The organism is Clostridium sp. AF23-6LB (genome assembly GCF_003461085.1).
Taxonomy (GTDB): Bacteria; Bacillota; Clostridia; order Lachnospirales; family Lachnospiraceae; genus Coprococcus; species Coprococcus ammoniilyticus.
In genome coordinates this window covers 364,017-379,329 of record NZ_QTWK01000004.1, presented here as the reverse complement: position 1 = coordinate 379,329, position 15,313 = coordinate 364,017, and the positions used below count along the sequence as shown (strand labels likewise).

Sequence of the window (15,313 nt, the reverse complement as noted above, 5' to 3'; positions counted from 1 at the left end):
ATTTGATTTTGGATGGTGTCTGTTTTGAAAGGAAAGAAAATGGACAAGAAACAGGTTCAGGAAACATATAGAGAGACAACGCTGGAAGAAGAACAGGAATATTTTGAAGAAGTAGAAAATGAGCTGCAGTGTGATCTTCAGACCACACAGGAGAGCATCGACTATCGGAATCAGGCGATCAAAGCGCAGAAGAAATATATGCGTGACAGCCATGGAGATATGGACGACGAGGAATTCCTGCAGAACATGAACAATGTAAATAACGATACATTTTTTATCGAACATGCGGCAAAGCAGGTAGATGTACTGGCGCACCAGATCGAGAGTCCGTATTTTGGAAAGATTGCATTTGAGTATCAGGAGGATGGACAGGTTCTTCCGGTCTATATCGGAACAAACGGCTACTGGTCGATGGAAGAACAGGATCAGAAGGTCTATGACTGGCGTGCTCCGATCGCATCGATGTATTATGATTATGAGAAGGGCGAGGCATCCTATCAGGCACCCGATAAAGAATATTTTGGAAAGATCGTAGAGAAGAAGCAATTTGATATCAGTAATGGAAGACTGCATAATGCAGTCGATACCGATGAGAAGATCAATGATATGATCCTGCTTGATGCACTGGGAAAGAACAGCGGCACGAAGATGAAATCCGTAGTTGCAACGATCCAGAAAGAACAGAATGCATTGATCCGTAATAAGACAGCTTATAATCTTATTGTGGATGGACGGGCAGGAAGTGGTAAGACAGTAGTTGCGATGCACAGACTGGCGTGGCTGTTATTCAACAATCGTAAGACGATGTCTGCAGACAATGTTATGATCCTGTCGCCAAATGGAATCTTTGGCGATTATATTGCCGGTGTGCTGCCGGAGGTCGGCGAGGATAATGTACCGGAGAAGGAATTTGATTCTCTGATGGAGGAAATCCTGTTTGTGGACTGTGATTATGAGACAAAGCTGGAACAGGCAGACCGGATCACGACACATCCCGATATGGAAAGTCCGGAGATGAAGAATATTGCATGGAAATCATCGATAGCGTTCTATCAGGCATTTAACAAATATCTGGAAGAGTATACGGCAAATATTAAGTTTAAAGATTTCCATTTTGAGAAAACAGTATTTACAAAGGACCAGATCGAGAAGATGTTCTATAATCGTTTTGCCAGATATCCGGTCTATGAACGTTTTGAGAAGATCGCATATTTTATAGCAGACCGGGTAGAGGATGAACAGGATCAGGCATTTACGGATGAGAAGCATCAGAAGATGGAGAACCAGATCACAAAAGAGATGATCTATCAGTATGCGGAGCGCAACCTGATCGAATTATATCAGGACTTTCTTAACAGTCAGGCTGAACAGCATCCGGGCATCGAACAATACCGGAATGAATATGGAAAGGTATGCTATGAAGATATTCTGGCAGTCTTTTATCTGCAGATTTATTTCTATGGATGCAAGTCCTATGACAATATCAAGCATCTCGTGATTGATGAGATGCAGGATTACAACATATTCCAGTATGCAGTACTGGATCGTATCTTTAAATGTAAAAAGACGATACTGGGAGACAGCCTGCAGGTGCTTTATTATAATCCGGAGGAAACGGTGCTGGATGTATTGCAGACGGTATTTGTGCCGCATGGAGGAACAGGCGGCTGCCAGATCAAGACTCTGGATACTGCATATCGTTCAACCTGTGAGATCACAGAATTCTGTAACAGGATTCTGGAAGCAGACCGGGCGTCAGACGAGGGGGAAGCCCATCCACTCAACCGCCATGGCATGGAGCCGGTGACGGAGCAGGCAGAGAGCATAGAGGACGCTGCCGGATTTATCGCAGAGAAGCTTGATTATGGAGAACTGGATGATTTTGATAATGTGGCAATTCTCTGTGATGATGAAGAACGTGCATTTGCCATGTATAAAGAACTGGAAGAATATGAGCAGGTGACATATCTTACGAACCAGTCGACCGTCTATAATGGCGGTGTGGTTGTTCTTCCGAAGTTTCTTGCAAAGGGTATGGAATTCGATGCAGTATTTGTTATCAATGAACAGGATGTGATGGAAAACCGGATCAGCCGGCACGCATTTTACATTTCCTGTACAAGAGCACTGCACCAGTTATATGTGATCAATGTTACAAATTAAACTTGATTATTTCAAGTTTGAACTGCTATAAATATACATTATTAAGATAAAATACTTGAAAATATCATTTTGGATGGTCTTTGACTTGAGATATTGACGTATAAATGCAGGAGAACTAGAATGCCTCTTGTCAAAAGGTTTATCCCTTACAGGTAACACCGGATAACTCGTGACAATAAAATATTTGTTAAACGAGGAGATACGAAGATGAGCAGACAGTACGACCCGTATGAGAATGTGGTAGCAGTGATGGAAGAAGCCATGAACATTGGTGGAATTGACAAGAGGATGTTTGAGATCATCAAAAATCCACAGCGTGAGACTAAGGTTTACCTTCCTGTGGAGATGGATGACGGAAGTGTTAAGGTATTTGAAGGATACAGAGTCCAGCATTCAAATATCAGAGGACCGTTCAAAGGAGGTATACGTTATCACAAGAACGTATCACTGAATGAAGTCAAAGCACTTGCAACATGGATGTCATTAAAATGTGCAGTGGCAAATATACCATTTGGAGGAGCGAAGGGTGGTATCAAAGTAGATCCGGCTACACTTTCCAGACGGGAATTGTGTGCATTGACGAGAAGATATACCTATGCGATCGAGCCGATCATCGGAGCAGATACCGATATACCTGCTCCTGATGTAAATACAAATGCACAGATTATGACATGGGTGTTAGATACATACAGCCAGTTAAAGGGAAAACCTTGTCCCGGAGTCGTGACAGGAAAACCGCTGGAACTTGGCGGTTCCAAGGGAAGACCATCGGCAACCGGACGTGGAGTTGTGATCAGCACCAAGCTCCTTCTTGCAGAAGATGGCAAGGCGTTAGAGGGTACTAAGGTTGCAATTCAGGGATGCGGTAATGTTGGCGGCAATACAGCCAGAATATTTGGACATAGAGGTGCGGTTGTTGTAGCGATCAGTGATGTGTCGGGTGGAATCTATAAAGAGACCGGATTGGATGCAGATAAGGTAACAGCTTATGTAGAAGCCGGTGGTCTGCTTGCAGACTATCGGGAAGATGGTGTTACCCATATTTCGAATACAGATATTCTTACCTGTGATTGTGATGTGTTGGTTCCCGCAGCGCTTGAAAATCAGATTACAAAAGAGGTTGCGGAGAAATTAAAATGTTCTTATATTGTTGAGGGTGCAAATGGACCGACGGCAGCAGATGCAGATCCGATCCTTGCAGAAAGAGGTATCAGGCTTGTGCCGGATATTTTTGCAAACAGCGGCGGTGTTATTGTTTCTTATTTTGAATGGGTACAGAACATTCAGGAAATGACATGGGAAAAACCGCAGGTAAATGAGATGCTTGAAACGATCATGACGAAAGCATTTGGAGAAATCGTGGAGGAGAGCAAAAAGAGTCATTGTACTTTGCGGATGGCAGCCTATATCATTGCTTTAAAACGATTGATCCATACGGAAGAGATCAAGGGTATATTCCCGTAAAATATATAGATGCAATACTACATGGTATTTTTAGTGCTGGATTTATCCTGTTATTAGTAGTAAAATACAGACAGGATAGATAGAAGTACATTGATATCAGAAATATGAAAGGGATGTCCTTCTCAGATGAAGGATGTCCTTTTTCTATACCAAAGTTTCTATATAAATAAAGGTATTTGGCAGATGAGATGTATAAGAAAATGGAGAGTAAAACTATGCATGAAGTAAAAGAGACAGCTTACTGTCTGGATGAGGTAGATCAGAAGATTCTGGAACTGTTAGAGAAGGATGCTCGTATGTCTTTAAAGGATATTGCGGAATGTGTTTTTCTGTCATCAACAGCAGTATCTACAAGAATAGAGCGGTTAAAGGAAGCAGGGGTGATCGAGGGCTTTCAGGTACAGATCAATCCGATCGCACTGGGATATTATACAAAAGCATTTATTAATTTAGAGGTAGAGCCGAACGACAAACAGGATTTTTATCCATTTATCAAGAACTGCAAAAATGTTGTGGAATGTAATTGTGTGACCGGTGACTATTCCATGCTGATCGAGGTTATCTTTGAGACAACGATGGCACTGGATCTGTTTATCGGTGAATTGCAGAGATTTGGAAAAACAAAGACTTTGATCGCATTCTCGACCTCTGTAGAACACAGAAATATCTACTGGAAGGAAGAAAATCAGGAGCCGAATACATAAATTTTTTTTCGAAAGCGGATACTAACAATGGGAGGTTGCTTATGAAACAGAACGTAAAGAAAAAAGAGACATATATTCCATCATCCAACGGAAGAGATAAATTACATGTCATCGTCTGGATTCCACAGGGTGAGATCAAGGCGGTGCTTCAGATCTCTCATGGTATGATAGAGGACATGGAGCGTTATGATCATTTTGCAAGATTTATGGCTGCCAGAGGAATTCTGGTATGTGGAAATGATCATCTGGGGCATGGCCTAACAGCCAGAAATAAATCCGAGATGGGTTATATGTATGCTTATGATGCAAGTAAGACGATGGCAGCAGATGTTCATCGTGTGACCAGATGCGTAAAACGGGCATATCCGAATCTTCCGTATTTTCTTATGGGACACAGCATGGGATCATTTATTGCAAGAAGATATATGTGCGAATATGCAAAAGATCCAAAGTACCCTGCAAAGCTGCAGAAAAATGCCAGCATAGATGGTTTTATCTGTATGGGAACGGGCGGACATCCGAAGTGTATGCTGAAGATCGGAGAGGCGGTAGCCGGAGTGGAGAGTATGCTCCGTGGTGAGAAGCATAGAAGCAAATTGTTGCAGGTGCTTGCATTTGGTACTTACCTTTTCGGTATTCCCAGAATGACGATCATGAACGGTGAGAAGCGGAAGCGTACCGTGAAAGACTGGCTGAGCAGAGACTATGTTCAGGTTGACAAATATATGGCAGATCCGATGTATGACTATACTTTTACGGTAAAGGGCTACAAGACGTTATTCAAAACACTGGAATTTATTCAGGATGAGGATAATCTGGCAAATGTGCCAAAGAATATGCCGGTATTATTCATATCAGGAAGCAAAGATCCGGTCGGACACTATGGCCTGGACGTGAAGCTTTTATACAACAAATACAGCAGATATATCACAGATGATGTCAAATGCATCCTGTACAAGGATGCGCGTCACGAAGTCATAAACGAGATCAACAACATTCAGGCATATTACGATATCTATAACTGGATCGACCTGCACACCATAGGGGTGTAGGGGCGGAAACACATTTTAGTAATAAAAACAGAACAGGTGGTAACCCTCAACCGGGGCATTTTCAAACCATAGCATGAACGACTGAGTTTCAACGATTCGATGCTGCTGCAAAGGACACAACGAATGTATCGTGTCCGGCGCAGCATGCAGATCGAATCGAAGTTGAAATGAAGGTAGTCATGCGTGTTTGAGAATGCCCCGGTTGAGGGTTGCTGCCTGTTCGTTCGTGCTGAGTATATTTACAAGCTGATCTTCTTTTCGAGGAGCACGGAGCTTCCGATATAGCTTGCCACCATTACTACGAAGTAGAGTGCGATCTGTGGGATCATGGCATACATGGCTTCCATAAATGTTGCATCCGGTCCGGGATTGGACAGATGGGGAATCTTAGAAGCAATTACAGACAGGATCACATAGAAGACGATGAACAGTATGAAACTGATAAAACCTTTAATCTTCTTTGTCTGAAGAATGGTGGAGCATACCGATACCGCAAGGTAGGCAAGTGTGATCGTCATAAAGAACTGGATCAGAAATACAAGGATAAATGCCAGTAATCTTAAGATAACGCCGCCCAGGGAATATCCCCCCATTTCAAGAATATTACTTAGAAAATCATAAAAAGTATCAATGGAGTCATATGTGGAGTATGCCAGGCTGAGATCTAAGGTCAGTAATCCAAATATAACAGCAACGATTATTGCACCTGTCAGCAGGATGGATAACAGTTTGGCGCCGATTACTTTATAGCTGGATATAGGAGCCATAAAGACCAGATATCCTGATTTGTTTTTCAGATCCTGGCTGTAACTGATTATGCCGTAGATCAATACAAACAGGTAACAGCAGAAAGCCGCGAGAATAAGCAGGGAAACAGCAATAACAGAGTGATCTGCATGTTCGGTTAACGTACCAATGAGAAAGTAAAGCTCAATGGCAGCTATGACGATCCCTACGATCAGAAGTGGAAAGATTCCACGGCGAAATTCATATTTTAACATTTTTAACATAATTGAATACCTCCCAGTTTATGCGTAGATTTCTTTATACATATCAACAATGGATTTGCCCTGTGCGATACGAAGTTCTTCTGCATTACCCTGTAATACACAGGTTCCGTTTTTGATGAAGATGGCATGATCAATGATCTTTTCCAGTTCATCCACCAGATGGCTTGACATGATAACGGCAGTGTCGTCTGAGATATTAGACACGATTGTATGAATGATCTTCTCGCGGGCAATGATATCGATGCCGTTTAACGGTTCGTCTAACATAATAACTTCCGAATTCCTTGAAAGTGTTGCAACGATCTTCAGCTTTGCCATCATACCGGATGACATCTCACGCACTTTTTGCTTTGGCGACAGATCCATTTCCTGTAACAGTCGCATGTATTTGTCATAATCAAAATCAGCGAAGAAATCACGGTAATATTTTCCGACATCGATGCAGTTCATATAACCGAAGAAATAGGCTTCTGTAGGCATATATGCGATATGCGCCTTTGCTCTGTAATCCAGTGGACGGTTATCCATTGTGATCGTACCGGAGGACGGTTTTGAAAGCCCGGCGATCATTTTCATAAGGGTGGATTTACCGCTTCCGTTTGGACCGAGTAGAGCATAAATGTTACCGGATATGATATCCAGTGACAGGTCCGAAACAGCGGTCGTACTCATATACTTTTTTACTAAGTGTTCACATTTAATCATAGTATTCATTCCTTTCAATACTTGTTTTTACAGGGAATAGTAGTCCTGCAATAATCGGATGATCTCTTCCGGCGTATATCCCATGCCGGTGAGCTGTTCATCCAGAACTGTAAGGATCTGCTTTAACTGTTCCTGTTTCAGCCGATCAATTACCTGAGGATCTTCTGTTACAAATGTACCAATTCCACGTTTCGTATATGACAGTCCGAGAGATTCCATCTCGTTATAAACCCGGGCCGCGGTGTTTGGGTTGATGTCATATTGGATGGCAAGCTCTCTGGATGATGGGAGCTTGGTACCAAGTGGCAGGGTACCTGTAATAATCTTCTTTTTTATATCATCGATGACCTGAAGGTAGATCGGCAGGTTTGATTTAAATTCCAAATGCTTCCCTCCTAACTACTGTGCTAGTTGGATAGTACACCAATACACTTGGGATGTCAAGCATAAAAAATAAATTTATAAATATTAATTTGCCGGCAAAAACTTCCATTTACAGGTGAATTGCCGGATAAAGGTTGAAATTAATGAGAATAATTCTTAAAAAGGTATTCAAACCTGACAAAATATGTGTTAGTATAAACTTATCAAAAGTAAGATCGGAATAAATCATTGGAGTGAATGGGTATGGCAGAGAAAAGAAACACAAAACAAAAACAGGTTATATATTCGGTTATAAAAGAATTGAAAAGTCATCCGACTGCTCAGCAGCTTCATCAGATCCTGGTGGAGAGAGGTTATAATATAGGTGCATCGACTGTATACAGAGTATTGGCGGATGCGGTTGATGACGGCATTATCATGAATGTATTCTCATTTGATAAGAATGAACATTTTGATGGCAATCCGGTTCCGCATTATCATATTATCTGTACTAAATGCGGAAGAATCTTCGACAGCCATGTGCCATATGATCCTGAGATCGATGAGCGGGGCAGACTGGCGGATGAGGACTTTATCATTTCATCCCACAATCTTGAATATGTCGGCATCTGCCCTGAATGTCAGAACGAGCAGGAATAACACCATGCTTTGATGGGTTGTTCAGGTTTTATATAAGATTTCAATATAGCATACACATACAGCAACACCCATATGGTTATTCCACTATAAATGACTTACTGCGGTTTCTGTTCGCAGCACATGTCTGATTCGTAAATACTCCTGTGCCAACTGAGCGGAGCACTTAGTGAAGACGAGCGTTAGCGCGAAGTCTGAGGTTAGTGCGTGCCATGTAAGTACACTTAGCGAAAACAAGCGTTAGCGTAGTTTGAGGTTAGTGTAGCTTACTCGAATTCGACAATGTGCAGCTCACAACGAAATCCTCGTATATGTCATGTTATAATGGAACAACCATATGGGTGTTGCTGTATGTGTATGCTATATTTTATGCAATCTTATATAAATCCTGATAGTGTTATAAAGCATGGTGTTATTCCTGCTCTTTGTTATCTTCATTGTCTTCCCTGTCGAAAACCTCAAACTCAGCGTCATTATTCTGGATGGTGGAAATCACCTTGGCAGATTTTACAGGACGCATCGGATCGGTCATTGGATTCTGGATGAAAGTCTGGTTTGATGATGGCAGGACAACATTCTGACCAAGAATGGATCTGCGGTCACGGATTGCACGGCGTCTGGCACGTTCTTCTGCAGGGAGCTGTTCCTCATCTTCCATATCCTCATCTGCTTCGGGCCCCTCGTCGATGTCTTCCGGTTCATCCATGTCATTATGATCTGTGACAGGCTTATGCTCGGAATTTGACCGGGCTTTTTTGCCGCGCATATTCAAAAGAGTGCTTATAAAGTCGGAGCTTTCAAAGCTGTTTTTTTGACCGGACGATTTATCGGTTTCGTTGGTATCTTCATCATCTTCAAGTTCTTCCATGTCTTCGTATTCGATTGAAGAATCAATATCGGAATCTTCGGAATCAGCGCTTTCGTCTGCAGTGCCTGCATCAGATTCATCCGAATCGTCTTCTTCCGGTTCTGCATTTCCGAATAATTCATCGAAATAGGACTGTTCGATATGGATATCAAAATCTGCTTCGGCATGTCCGACCTCATCCTTGCAGTCGTTATAAATCTTTGTGTTATACGTTTTCTTAAGCTGTTCGATCAGTTCTTTATCATCATACTGAAGCTGCTCCAAAATACGAGCAACAATGATTCCCTGATATTCGTCGCTCCAGCCATCTTCGAGCTTGATCACGATACCGAGCTTCCGGCTTCGGATCGCCATACAGATCACACCTCTGGAACCGTCCTTCATAAGAAGATCCGGGTTCTTATTTACATAGTAAGATGGTGTAAAGTAATCGTTGATCTTTTCAGGATTCTTGTTAATACAGTCGAAGTTATAGGTGATTGCTTCCCGTATATCATCCGGCAGGTTGAACGGATCTGCAAGTTTTGCATAAGCAAGTGCGATATTACGCATTGGAAGTGCAAATACCGGAACACCACAGCCGTCGATTCCCAGACTGATCCGGTAAGTCGGAGTCTGGCTTAGCATGGATAAGAATGAAATGATCTGCTTCTGGACAGGAGAGTCCGGAAGCTGGTAGCCGGTGACTTTTCCTGTCAGTTCACGCTGCAGCATCATAAGGCTTAAGTGCTTGCCGGAGCAGCAGTGCTGCAAACGGCTCTTGCCCTCTACAGGATTCAGCTTGGAACCAAGTGCAAGCTTGTCCGCAAGCGGTGTTGCAGATGTGGAGATCGTTGGATTCATGATCATATCTTCTTCTTTTAAGCCCGTTTTTTCCATGATGCTCTGAAGTACATAGATGTGATGATTACTGCCCCAGTGAGAGGAATTACAGATCGTTACTTCTTCCTCGCTCAGGTTATATTTTTTATGAAGACCTGCAAGCAGGGTAGGAAGCACCTGGATCGGTTTGCTTGCGGAACGCATATAAGTCTGGCGCTCAATATCACCGGTATAAGCAATTGTTTCGCCGGTTGATGAAACAATAGCAATAGATCCATAATGTACATTTTCAACAACATCGCCACGGTATTCTTTTACTAAAATTTCAGCCATAAGTTCTTCTTCCTTTCATCTTCGTATACTCAGGCATTTGTGGGATTATGACAGGTCAAAATCTGTGTAACAGCCTGAAAGTATATCGGTAAAATAATTAAGTAGAGTTTATCACAAGTAGAAAACCATTTCTACCCGGAGAATATAGGAAAGAAATTTTTTTAATCAAAAATAACCAGTAAAAATTGTTAAAAGATACATGGAAAATTCATGCAAAATATGTGCTTGTTTTGTAAAAATGTTTAAAATTTCTATATTCTTTCAACTTTTATTGTGAAAATGCAATAAAAAACTTTGCTTATTACAAAAACAGTGGTATAATGCATTTATATTAATACGCACGAAGGGGTGACATTATGATTAAAAAAGAAATGATAGCCATGCTTCTTGCAGGAGGACAGGGAAGCCGTTTAGGTGTTCTGACCTCTAATCTGGCTAAGCCGGCTGTAGCTTTTGGCGGCAAATACAAAATTATCGATTTCCCATTAAGCAACTGTATTAATTCAGGTGTTGATACAGTAGGTGTTCTTACACAGTACAGACCACTGAGGCTTAACCAGCATATTGGAATCGGTATCCCTTGGGATCTGGATCGTAACATAGGAGGCGTGACAGTTCTTCCGCCATACGAGAAAAGTGATAACAGCGAATGGTATACAGGTACTGCAAATGCTATTTATCAGAACCTGGAGTTTATAGATTATTATAATCCTGAATATGTTCTGATATTATCCGGTGATCATATCTACAAGATGGACTATGAAAACATGCTGGAATATCACAAATCCTGTGATGCTGATATTACACTTGCTACATATCAGGTACCATGGGAAGAGGCTAGCAGATTTGGTGTTGTAATTACAGATGAGAACAATGTTATTTCAGAATTTGAGGAGAAACCTGCAAATCCTAGAAGTAACAAAGCATCTATGGGTATATATATATTCAGTTGGAAGGTGCTTCGTGAGGCACTTGTAAAGATGAAGGATCAGCCGGAATGTGACTTTGGTAAGCACATCATTCCATACTGCCATTCAAATGGCAAGAAGATCTGTGCATACGACTTCAAGGGTTACTGGAAGGATGTAGGAACACTTGGTTCTTACTGGGAAGCAAATATGGAGTTAGTAGATATTGTTCCTGAATTCAATCTGTATGAGGAGTTCTGGAAGATCTACACCAAGACAGATGCGATCCCACCACAGTACATAGATGCAAGCGGCAGAGTAAGCAGATGTATCATCGGTGAAGGAACAGAGGTATACGGCGATGTTGAGAATTCCGTTATCGGTTCCGGCGTTACGATCGAAAAGGGTGCAGTCATCCGTAATTCGATCATTATGAATAACGCAACGATCGGTGAGAATGCATATATGGACAAGGCTATCATCGCAGAGAATGTTAAGATTGGTAAGGATGCTAAGCTTGGAATCGGAGAAGAAGCTGTCAACGAATTCAAGCCACAGATTTATTCATTTGGACTTGTTACGATCGGAGAGAACTCAGTTGTTCCTGATGGTGTAACAATCGGTAAGAATACTGCTATATCTGGTGTGACTACTCCGGAAGATTATCCGGATGGCAACTTAAAGAGTGGCGGAAGTATTATAAAGGCAGGTGAATAGAGATGAGAGCATTAGGTATAATTTTAGCAGGTGGTAATAGCAACAAGATGGGCGAATTATCAGCAAAGAGAGCTGTTGCAGCGATGCCTATTACTGGCGGTTACAGAGCTATTGATTTTGCCCTTTCGAATATGACAAATTCCCATATCCAGAAGGTAGCGGTATTTACACAGTACAATACCAGATCTCTGAACGAACATCTGAATTCCAGCAAATGGTGGGATTTCGGAAGAAAACAGGGTGGTCTCTATATATTCACACCAACCATTACATCAGAGAACAGCTACTGGTATAAAGGTACAGCAGATGCACTTTATCAGAACATTAATTTCCTGAAGGAAAGTCATGAACCATATGTAGTTATTGCATCCGGTGATGGTATCTACAAGCTGGATTATGGTAAGGTTCTGGAAGAACACATCAGCAAGGGCGCAGATATTACAGTTGTATGTAAGGATCTCGAACCGGGAGAAGATGATGTGAACCGTTTCGGTGTAGTACAGATGGATGCGGACAACCGTATCGTAGATTTCGAGGAGAAGCCACTGGTTGCAGGCAACAACACGATCTCAACCGGTATCTATGTGATCAGAAGAAGACAGCTCATCGAATTACTGGAAACCTGTGCAAATGAAGGCAGAACTGATTTTGTAAGAGATATTCTTGTAAGATATAAGAATGTAAAGAAGATTTATGGATATAAGATGGATACTTACTGGAGAAACATCGGAACCAAGGAGTCTTACTATAAGACAAACATGGATTTCCTGAACAGAGATGTAAGAAACTATTTCTTCAAGCAGCATCCTGACATCTACTCCAAGGTGGAGGATCTTCCACCGGCAAAGTATAATGGGGAAGCGGTTGTGAATAACAGCCTGGTAGCAAGTGGATGTATCATAAATGGTACTGTAGAAAATTCAGTATTATTTAAGAAGGTATACATTGGCAACAACTGTGTGATCAGAAATTCTATTATTCTGAACGATGTACACATTGGGGATAATTGTGTAATTGAAAACTGTATTGTAGAAAGTAGAGATACGATCCGTGCAAATACAGTTCATCAGGGTAGCCCGGGTGACATCAAGGTTATCGTGGAGAAGAATTTCAGATACGCATTGTAGCAGATAAGAAAGACAAGGGGGTACACACGATGCAGGTGACCGATATCAGAGTCAGGGGTGTTGAAAAAGAAGGTAAGATGAAAGCCGTCGTTTCGATCACAATTGATAATGAATTTGTAGTTCATGATATCAAAGTGATCCAGGGTGATAAGGGATTGTTTATTGCGATGCCTAGCCGGAAAGCAGCAGATGGTGAGTACAGAGATATCGCACATCCAATCAATACTGAGACAAGAGAACGTCTGCAGCGGATGATACTTGAGAAATATCAGGAATCACTGGAAGCTTAAGACGTGAAACGGAGCCAGCCACTGTAGATGCAGTGGCTGGCTTTAGTGTTAGTATTGGTATTTATATATGGTAAAGATCTATAACAAGGGGAGAGAAGGTTTATGGAAATAAATAGAGTAATGATATTGTTTTCGGGTTGTTTTTTGATTGTTTGGTCTACTTTCAAATGGAAGATTCCAAATGTGATTTGGAACGCTAAATTAACCAAAGTATGTTCTGTGGCTTTGGGATTGTATAATATTATTTTAGCGATTTGTTATGAAAAAGATTTAAACATTGCTTTATTCATTGTAGACTTTATTCTCTATATTTTATTGGATGTAGGATTTTTAACAGTTAAGTTAAAAAAGGATAAAAAAGGAAAAATAAAGAATCTTCAACTGGGGATTTGCTCCATTTTTGTTATTTTGGCTATGATTATGGTATGTTTTAATTTGAATGAGATTTATGCCAGCATAATGATTTTAGCTGGTGCGATGATGGGGATATCTGTTCCTTTTCAGAAAATGAATTGTGATTAAAGTGTCGATTAATAAAGTGGTTGTGAGACGAAATTCAATAAATAAGTTGTTCATTTAATTTGAGAGGAGATTATATTTATGAAATGTTTATCATGTGGTAAGGAAGAATTTGATGAATGTACGAAATATTTCCACCATATGGTTGAAAATGAAATAGGGATAAAGTAAAATTAGCTGTGGTAATCTCATATTTTATTTGGAGGTAATTATGCTGAAAGCAATCATCCTTGCAGCAGGCAAGGGAACAAGAATGAAATCTGAAAAGCCAAAGGTTGTGCACGAGGTGCTTGGTAAGCCGATGGTATACTATTCGATAGAAGCGGCAAGAGCTGCCGGATGTGATAAAGTCTGCGTGATCGTTGGATACAAGGCAGAAGAAGTAGAAAAAAGTATTAAAGATACTTATGCGAAGCTTGATAAGACAGAAGAAATGCAGGATGTAGTAAGCTATGCACTACAGACCGAACAGCTTGGAACCGGTCATGCGGTCAAGTGTGCTTCTGATTTTATCGGCACAGAGGGCGATGTTGTTGTCCTTTGCGGAGATACACCACTTGTAACCGGTAAGACATTAGAGCAGGCGATCAAGAAGCATGTTGCAGCAGGAAATGGTGTTACGGTTATCTCAGCGATGCTTTCAGATCCATTTGGATACGGAAGAATTATCCGTGATGAGAAAGGCTTATCAAAGATCGTAGAACAGAAGGATGCAACCGAGGAAGAACAGGCGGTTAGAGAAGTAAATTCCGGTATGTATATTTTCAAATGTGATGCATTACTGGCAGCACTTTCACAGATTACAAATGATAATGCACAGGGTGAATATTATCTGCCGGATACCATTGAGATCATCAAGAAAATGGGACTTCCGGTCGATGCGGCAGCCATGGAGGATGCAGATCAGATCAAGGGTGTTAATACACTGGAACAGCTTGCAGAAGCAGAAGAGATAATGAGGTCAAGATAAGATGAAACTGATAGTAGGACTTGGAAATCCGGGAACCAAATATGCGGGAACCAGACATAATGTAGGATTTTCCGTAATTGTAGGACTTGCAGATAAATATAATATAGAATTGAGTGAAAAGAAGCATAAAGCGATCTATGGCAGGGGCATGATAGAAGGAGAGAAAGTGATCCTTGCAATGCCACAGACATTTATGAATCTGAGTGGAGAAAGTGTCCGGGAGCTGGTTGATTATTACAAATGCGATCCATCCGATGTGATCGTTGCTTATGATGATATCGATCTGGCAGTCGGCAAGCTTAGAATCCGTGAAAAGGGAAGTGCCGGTGGACATAATGGAATGAAGAATATCATTTCGCATCTGGGAACACAGGAATTTGTCCGTGTCCGTGTCGGAATCGGAAAGAAACCGGATCGTATGGATCTTGCAGATTATGTATTATCCAGATTCGGAAAAGATGAACTTCCGGAGATCAAGGCAGGCTGTGATAATGCCTGTGATGCGATCGCATTGATCTTAAAAGACAGTGCGTCAGCAGCAATGAATAAATATAATTAACCGAAAGACCAAATGTGTTGATCGGAACAGGTCGTATACAGGGTGTAGCCATGCATATGGTCAGACAGGTATAAATAATCAG

Annotated in this window: 15 protein-coding genes; 11 read left to right on the top strand and 4 right to left on the bottom strand. The window is 41.4% G+C overall.

The window, feature by feature from the left end; genetic code table 11:
• Positions 1–15 precede the first annotated feature (15 nt).
• From DWY07_RS11370 to DWY07_RS11355, 4 genes are all read left to right on the top strand, one after another.
• Positions 16–2,163 carry a superfamily I DNA and RNA helicase gene (locus tag DWY07_RS11370; RefSeq protein WP_117823252.1) on the top strand — a complete coding sequence of 716 codons (2,148 nt, stop codon included), beginning with the start codon at positions 16–18 and terminating at the stop codon, positions 2,161–2,163.
• Between the two features lie 207 nt (positions 2,164–2,370).
• A complete protein-coding gene (locus DWY07_RS11365; protein ID WP_117823213.1) occupies positions 2,371–3,627 on the top strand; it encodes a Glu/Leu/Phe/Val dehydrogenase in 1,257 nt (418 codons plus the stop codon).
• A 245-nt stretch (positions 3,628–3,872) separates the two neighbouring features.
• Positions 3,873–4,331 (top strand): Lrp/AsnC family transcriptional regulator, encoded by a 459-nt coding sequence (locus tag DWY07_RS11360; RefSeq protein WP_117785369.1) that lies wholly within the window; start codon positions 3,873–3,875, stop codon positions 4,329–4,331.
• A gap of 41 nt (positions 4,332–4,372) precedes the next feature.
• Positions 4,373–5,383, top strand: coding sequence for an alpha/beta fold hydrolase (locus DWY07_RS11355; RefSeq protein ID WP_117808649.1), 1,011 nt, complete (start codon positions 4,373–4,375; stop codon positions 5,381–5,383).
• 239 nt (positions 5,384–5,622) lie between these two features.
• Here DWY07_RS11355 and DWY07_RS11350 read toward each other — a convergent pair whose 3' ends face one another.
• Genes DWY07_RS11350 through DWY07_RS11340 form a run of 3 tightly spaced genes read right to left on the bottom strand, consistent with a single transcriptional unit; the run spans position 5,623 to position 7,482 of the window.
• The gene (locus DWY07_RS11350; RefSeq protein WP_117823212.1) at positions 5,623–6,393 is read right to left on the bottom strand and encodes an ABC transporter permease; all 771 of its coding nucleotides are present in this window, start codon (positions 6,391–6,393) and stop codon (positions 5,623–5,625) included.
• An 18-nt stretch (positions 6,394–6,411) separates the two neighbouring features.
• Entirely contained in the window at positions 6,412–7,098 is a 687-nt protein-coding gene (locus tag DWY07_RS11345) for an ABC transporter ATP-binding protein (RefSeq protein ID WP_117823210.1), read from the bottom strand.
• 27 nt (positions 7,099–7,125) lie between these two features.
• Entirely contained in the window at positions 7,126–7,482 is a 357-nt protein-coding gene (locus DWY07_RS11340; protein ID WP_117808646.1) for a GntR family transcriptional regulator, read from the bottom strand.
• Between the two features lie 243 nt (positions 7,483–7,725).
• Here DWY07_RS11340 and DWY07_RS11335 point away from each other — a divergent pair, with 243 nt between their 5' ends.
• Positions 7,726–8,121, top strand: coding sequence for a transcriptional repressor (locus DWY07_RS11335; protein WP_117823208.1), 396 nt, complete (start codon positions 7,726–7,728; stop codon positions 8,119–8,121).
• A 409-nt stretch (positions 8,122–8,530) separates the two neighbouring features.
• Here the strand turns inward: DWY07_RS11335 and DWY07_RS11330 are convergent, their stop codons facing one another.
• On the bottom strand, positions 8,531–10,141 hold the full coding sequence (locus tag DWY07_RS11330; protein ID WP_117823206.1) for an asparaginase: 1,611 nt from the start codon (positions 10,139–10,141) through the stop codon (positions 8,531–8,533).
• Between the two features lie 356 nt (positions 10,142–10,497).
• Between DWY07_RS11330 and DWY07_RS11325 the strand changes: the two genes are divergently transcribed.
• From DWY07_RS11325 to pth, 6 genes are all read left to right on the top strand, one after another.
• Positions 10,498–11,766 carry a glucose-1-phosphate adenylyltransferase gene (locus DWY07_RS11325; RefSeq protein ID WP_117823201.1) on the top strand — a complete coding sequence of 423 codons (1,269 nt, stop codon included), beginning with the start codon at positions 10,498–10,500 and terminating at the stop codon, positions 11,764–11,766.
• 2 nt (positions 11,767–11,768) lie between these two features.
• Complete coding sequence (gene glgD / locus DWY07_RS11320) at positions 11,769–12,893, top strand: glucose-1-phosphate adenylyltransferase subunit GlgD (RefSeq protein WP_117823199.1); 1,125 nt, start codon at positions 11,769–11,771, stop codon at positions 12,891–12,893.
• Positions 12,894–12,922: 29 nt separating this feature from the next.
• Positions 12,923–13,183 (top strand): septation regulator SpoVG, encoded by a 261-nt coding sequence (gene spoVG / locus DWY07_RS11315; protein ID WP_008400199.1) that lies wholly within the window; start codon positions 12,923–12,925, stop codon positions 13,181–13,183.
• 102 nt (positions 13,184–13,285) lie between these two features.
• The gene (locus DWY07_RS11310; RefSeq protein WP_008400198.1) at positions 13,286–13,705 is read left to right on the top strand and encodes a hypothetical protein; all 420 of its coding nucleotides are present in this window, start codon (positions 13,286–13,288) and stop codon (positions 13,703–13,705) included.
• 208 nt (positions 13,706–13,913) lie between these two features.
• Positions 13,914–14,672: a sugar phosphate nucleotidyltransferase gene (locus tag DWY07_RS11305; protein WP_117823197.1), complete on the top strand. Its 759-nt coding sequence runs from the start codon at positions 13,914–13,916 to the stop codon at positions 14,670–14,672.
• A 1-nt stretch (position 14,673) separates the two neighbouring features.
• Positions 14,674–15,231, top strand: a complete 558-nt coding sequence (gene pth, locus DWY07_RS11300) for an aminoacyl-tRNA hydrolase (RefSeq protein ID WP_117823195.1) — start codon at positions 14,674–14,676, stop codon at positions 15,229–15,231.
• Positions 15,232–15,313 lie beyond the last annotated feature (82 nt).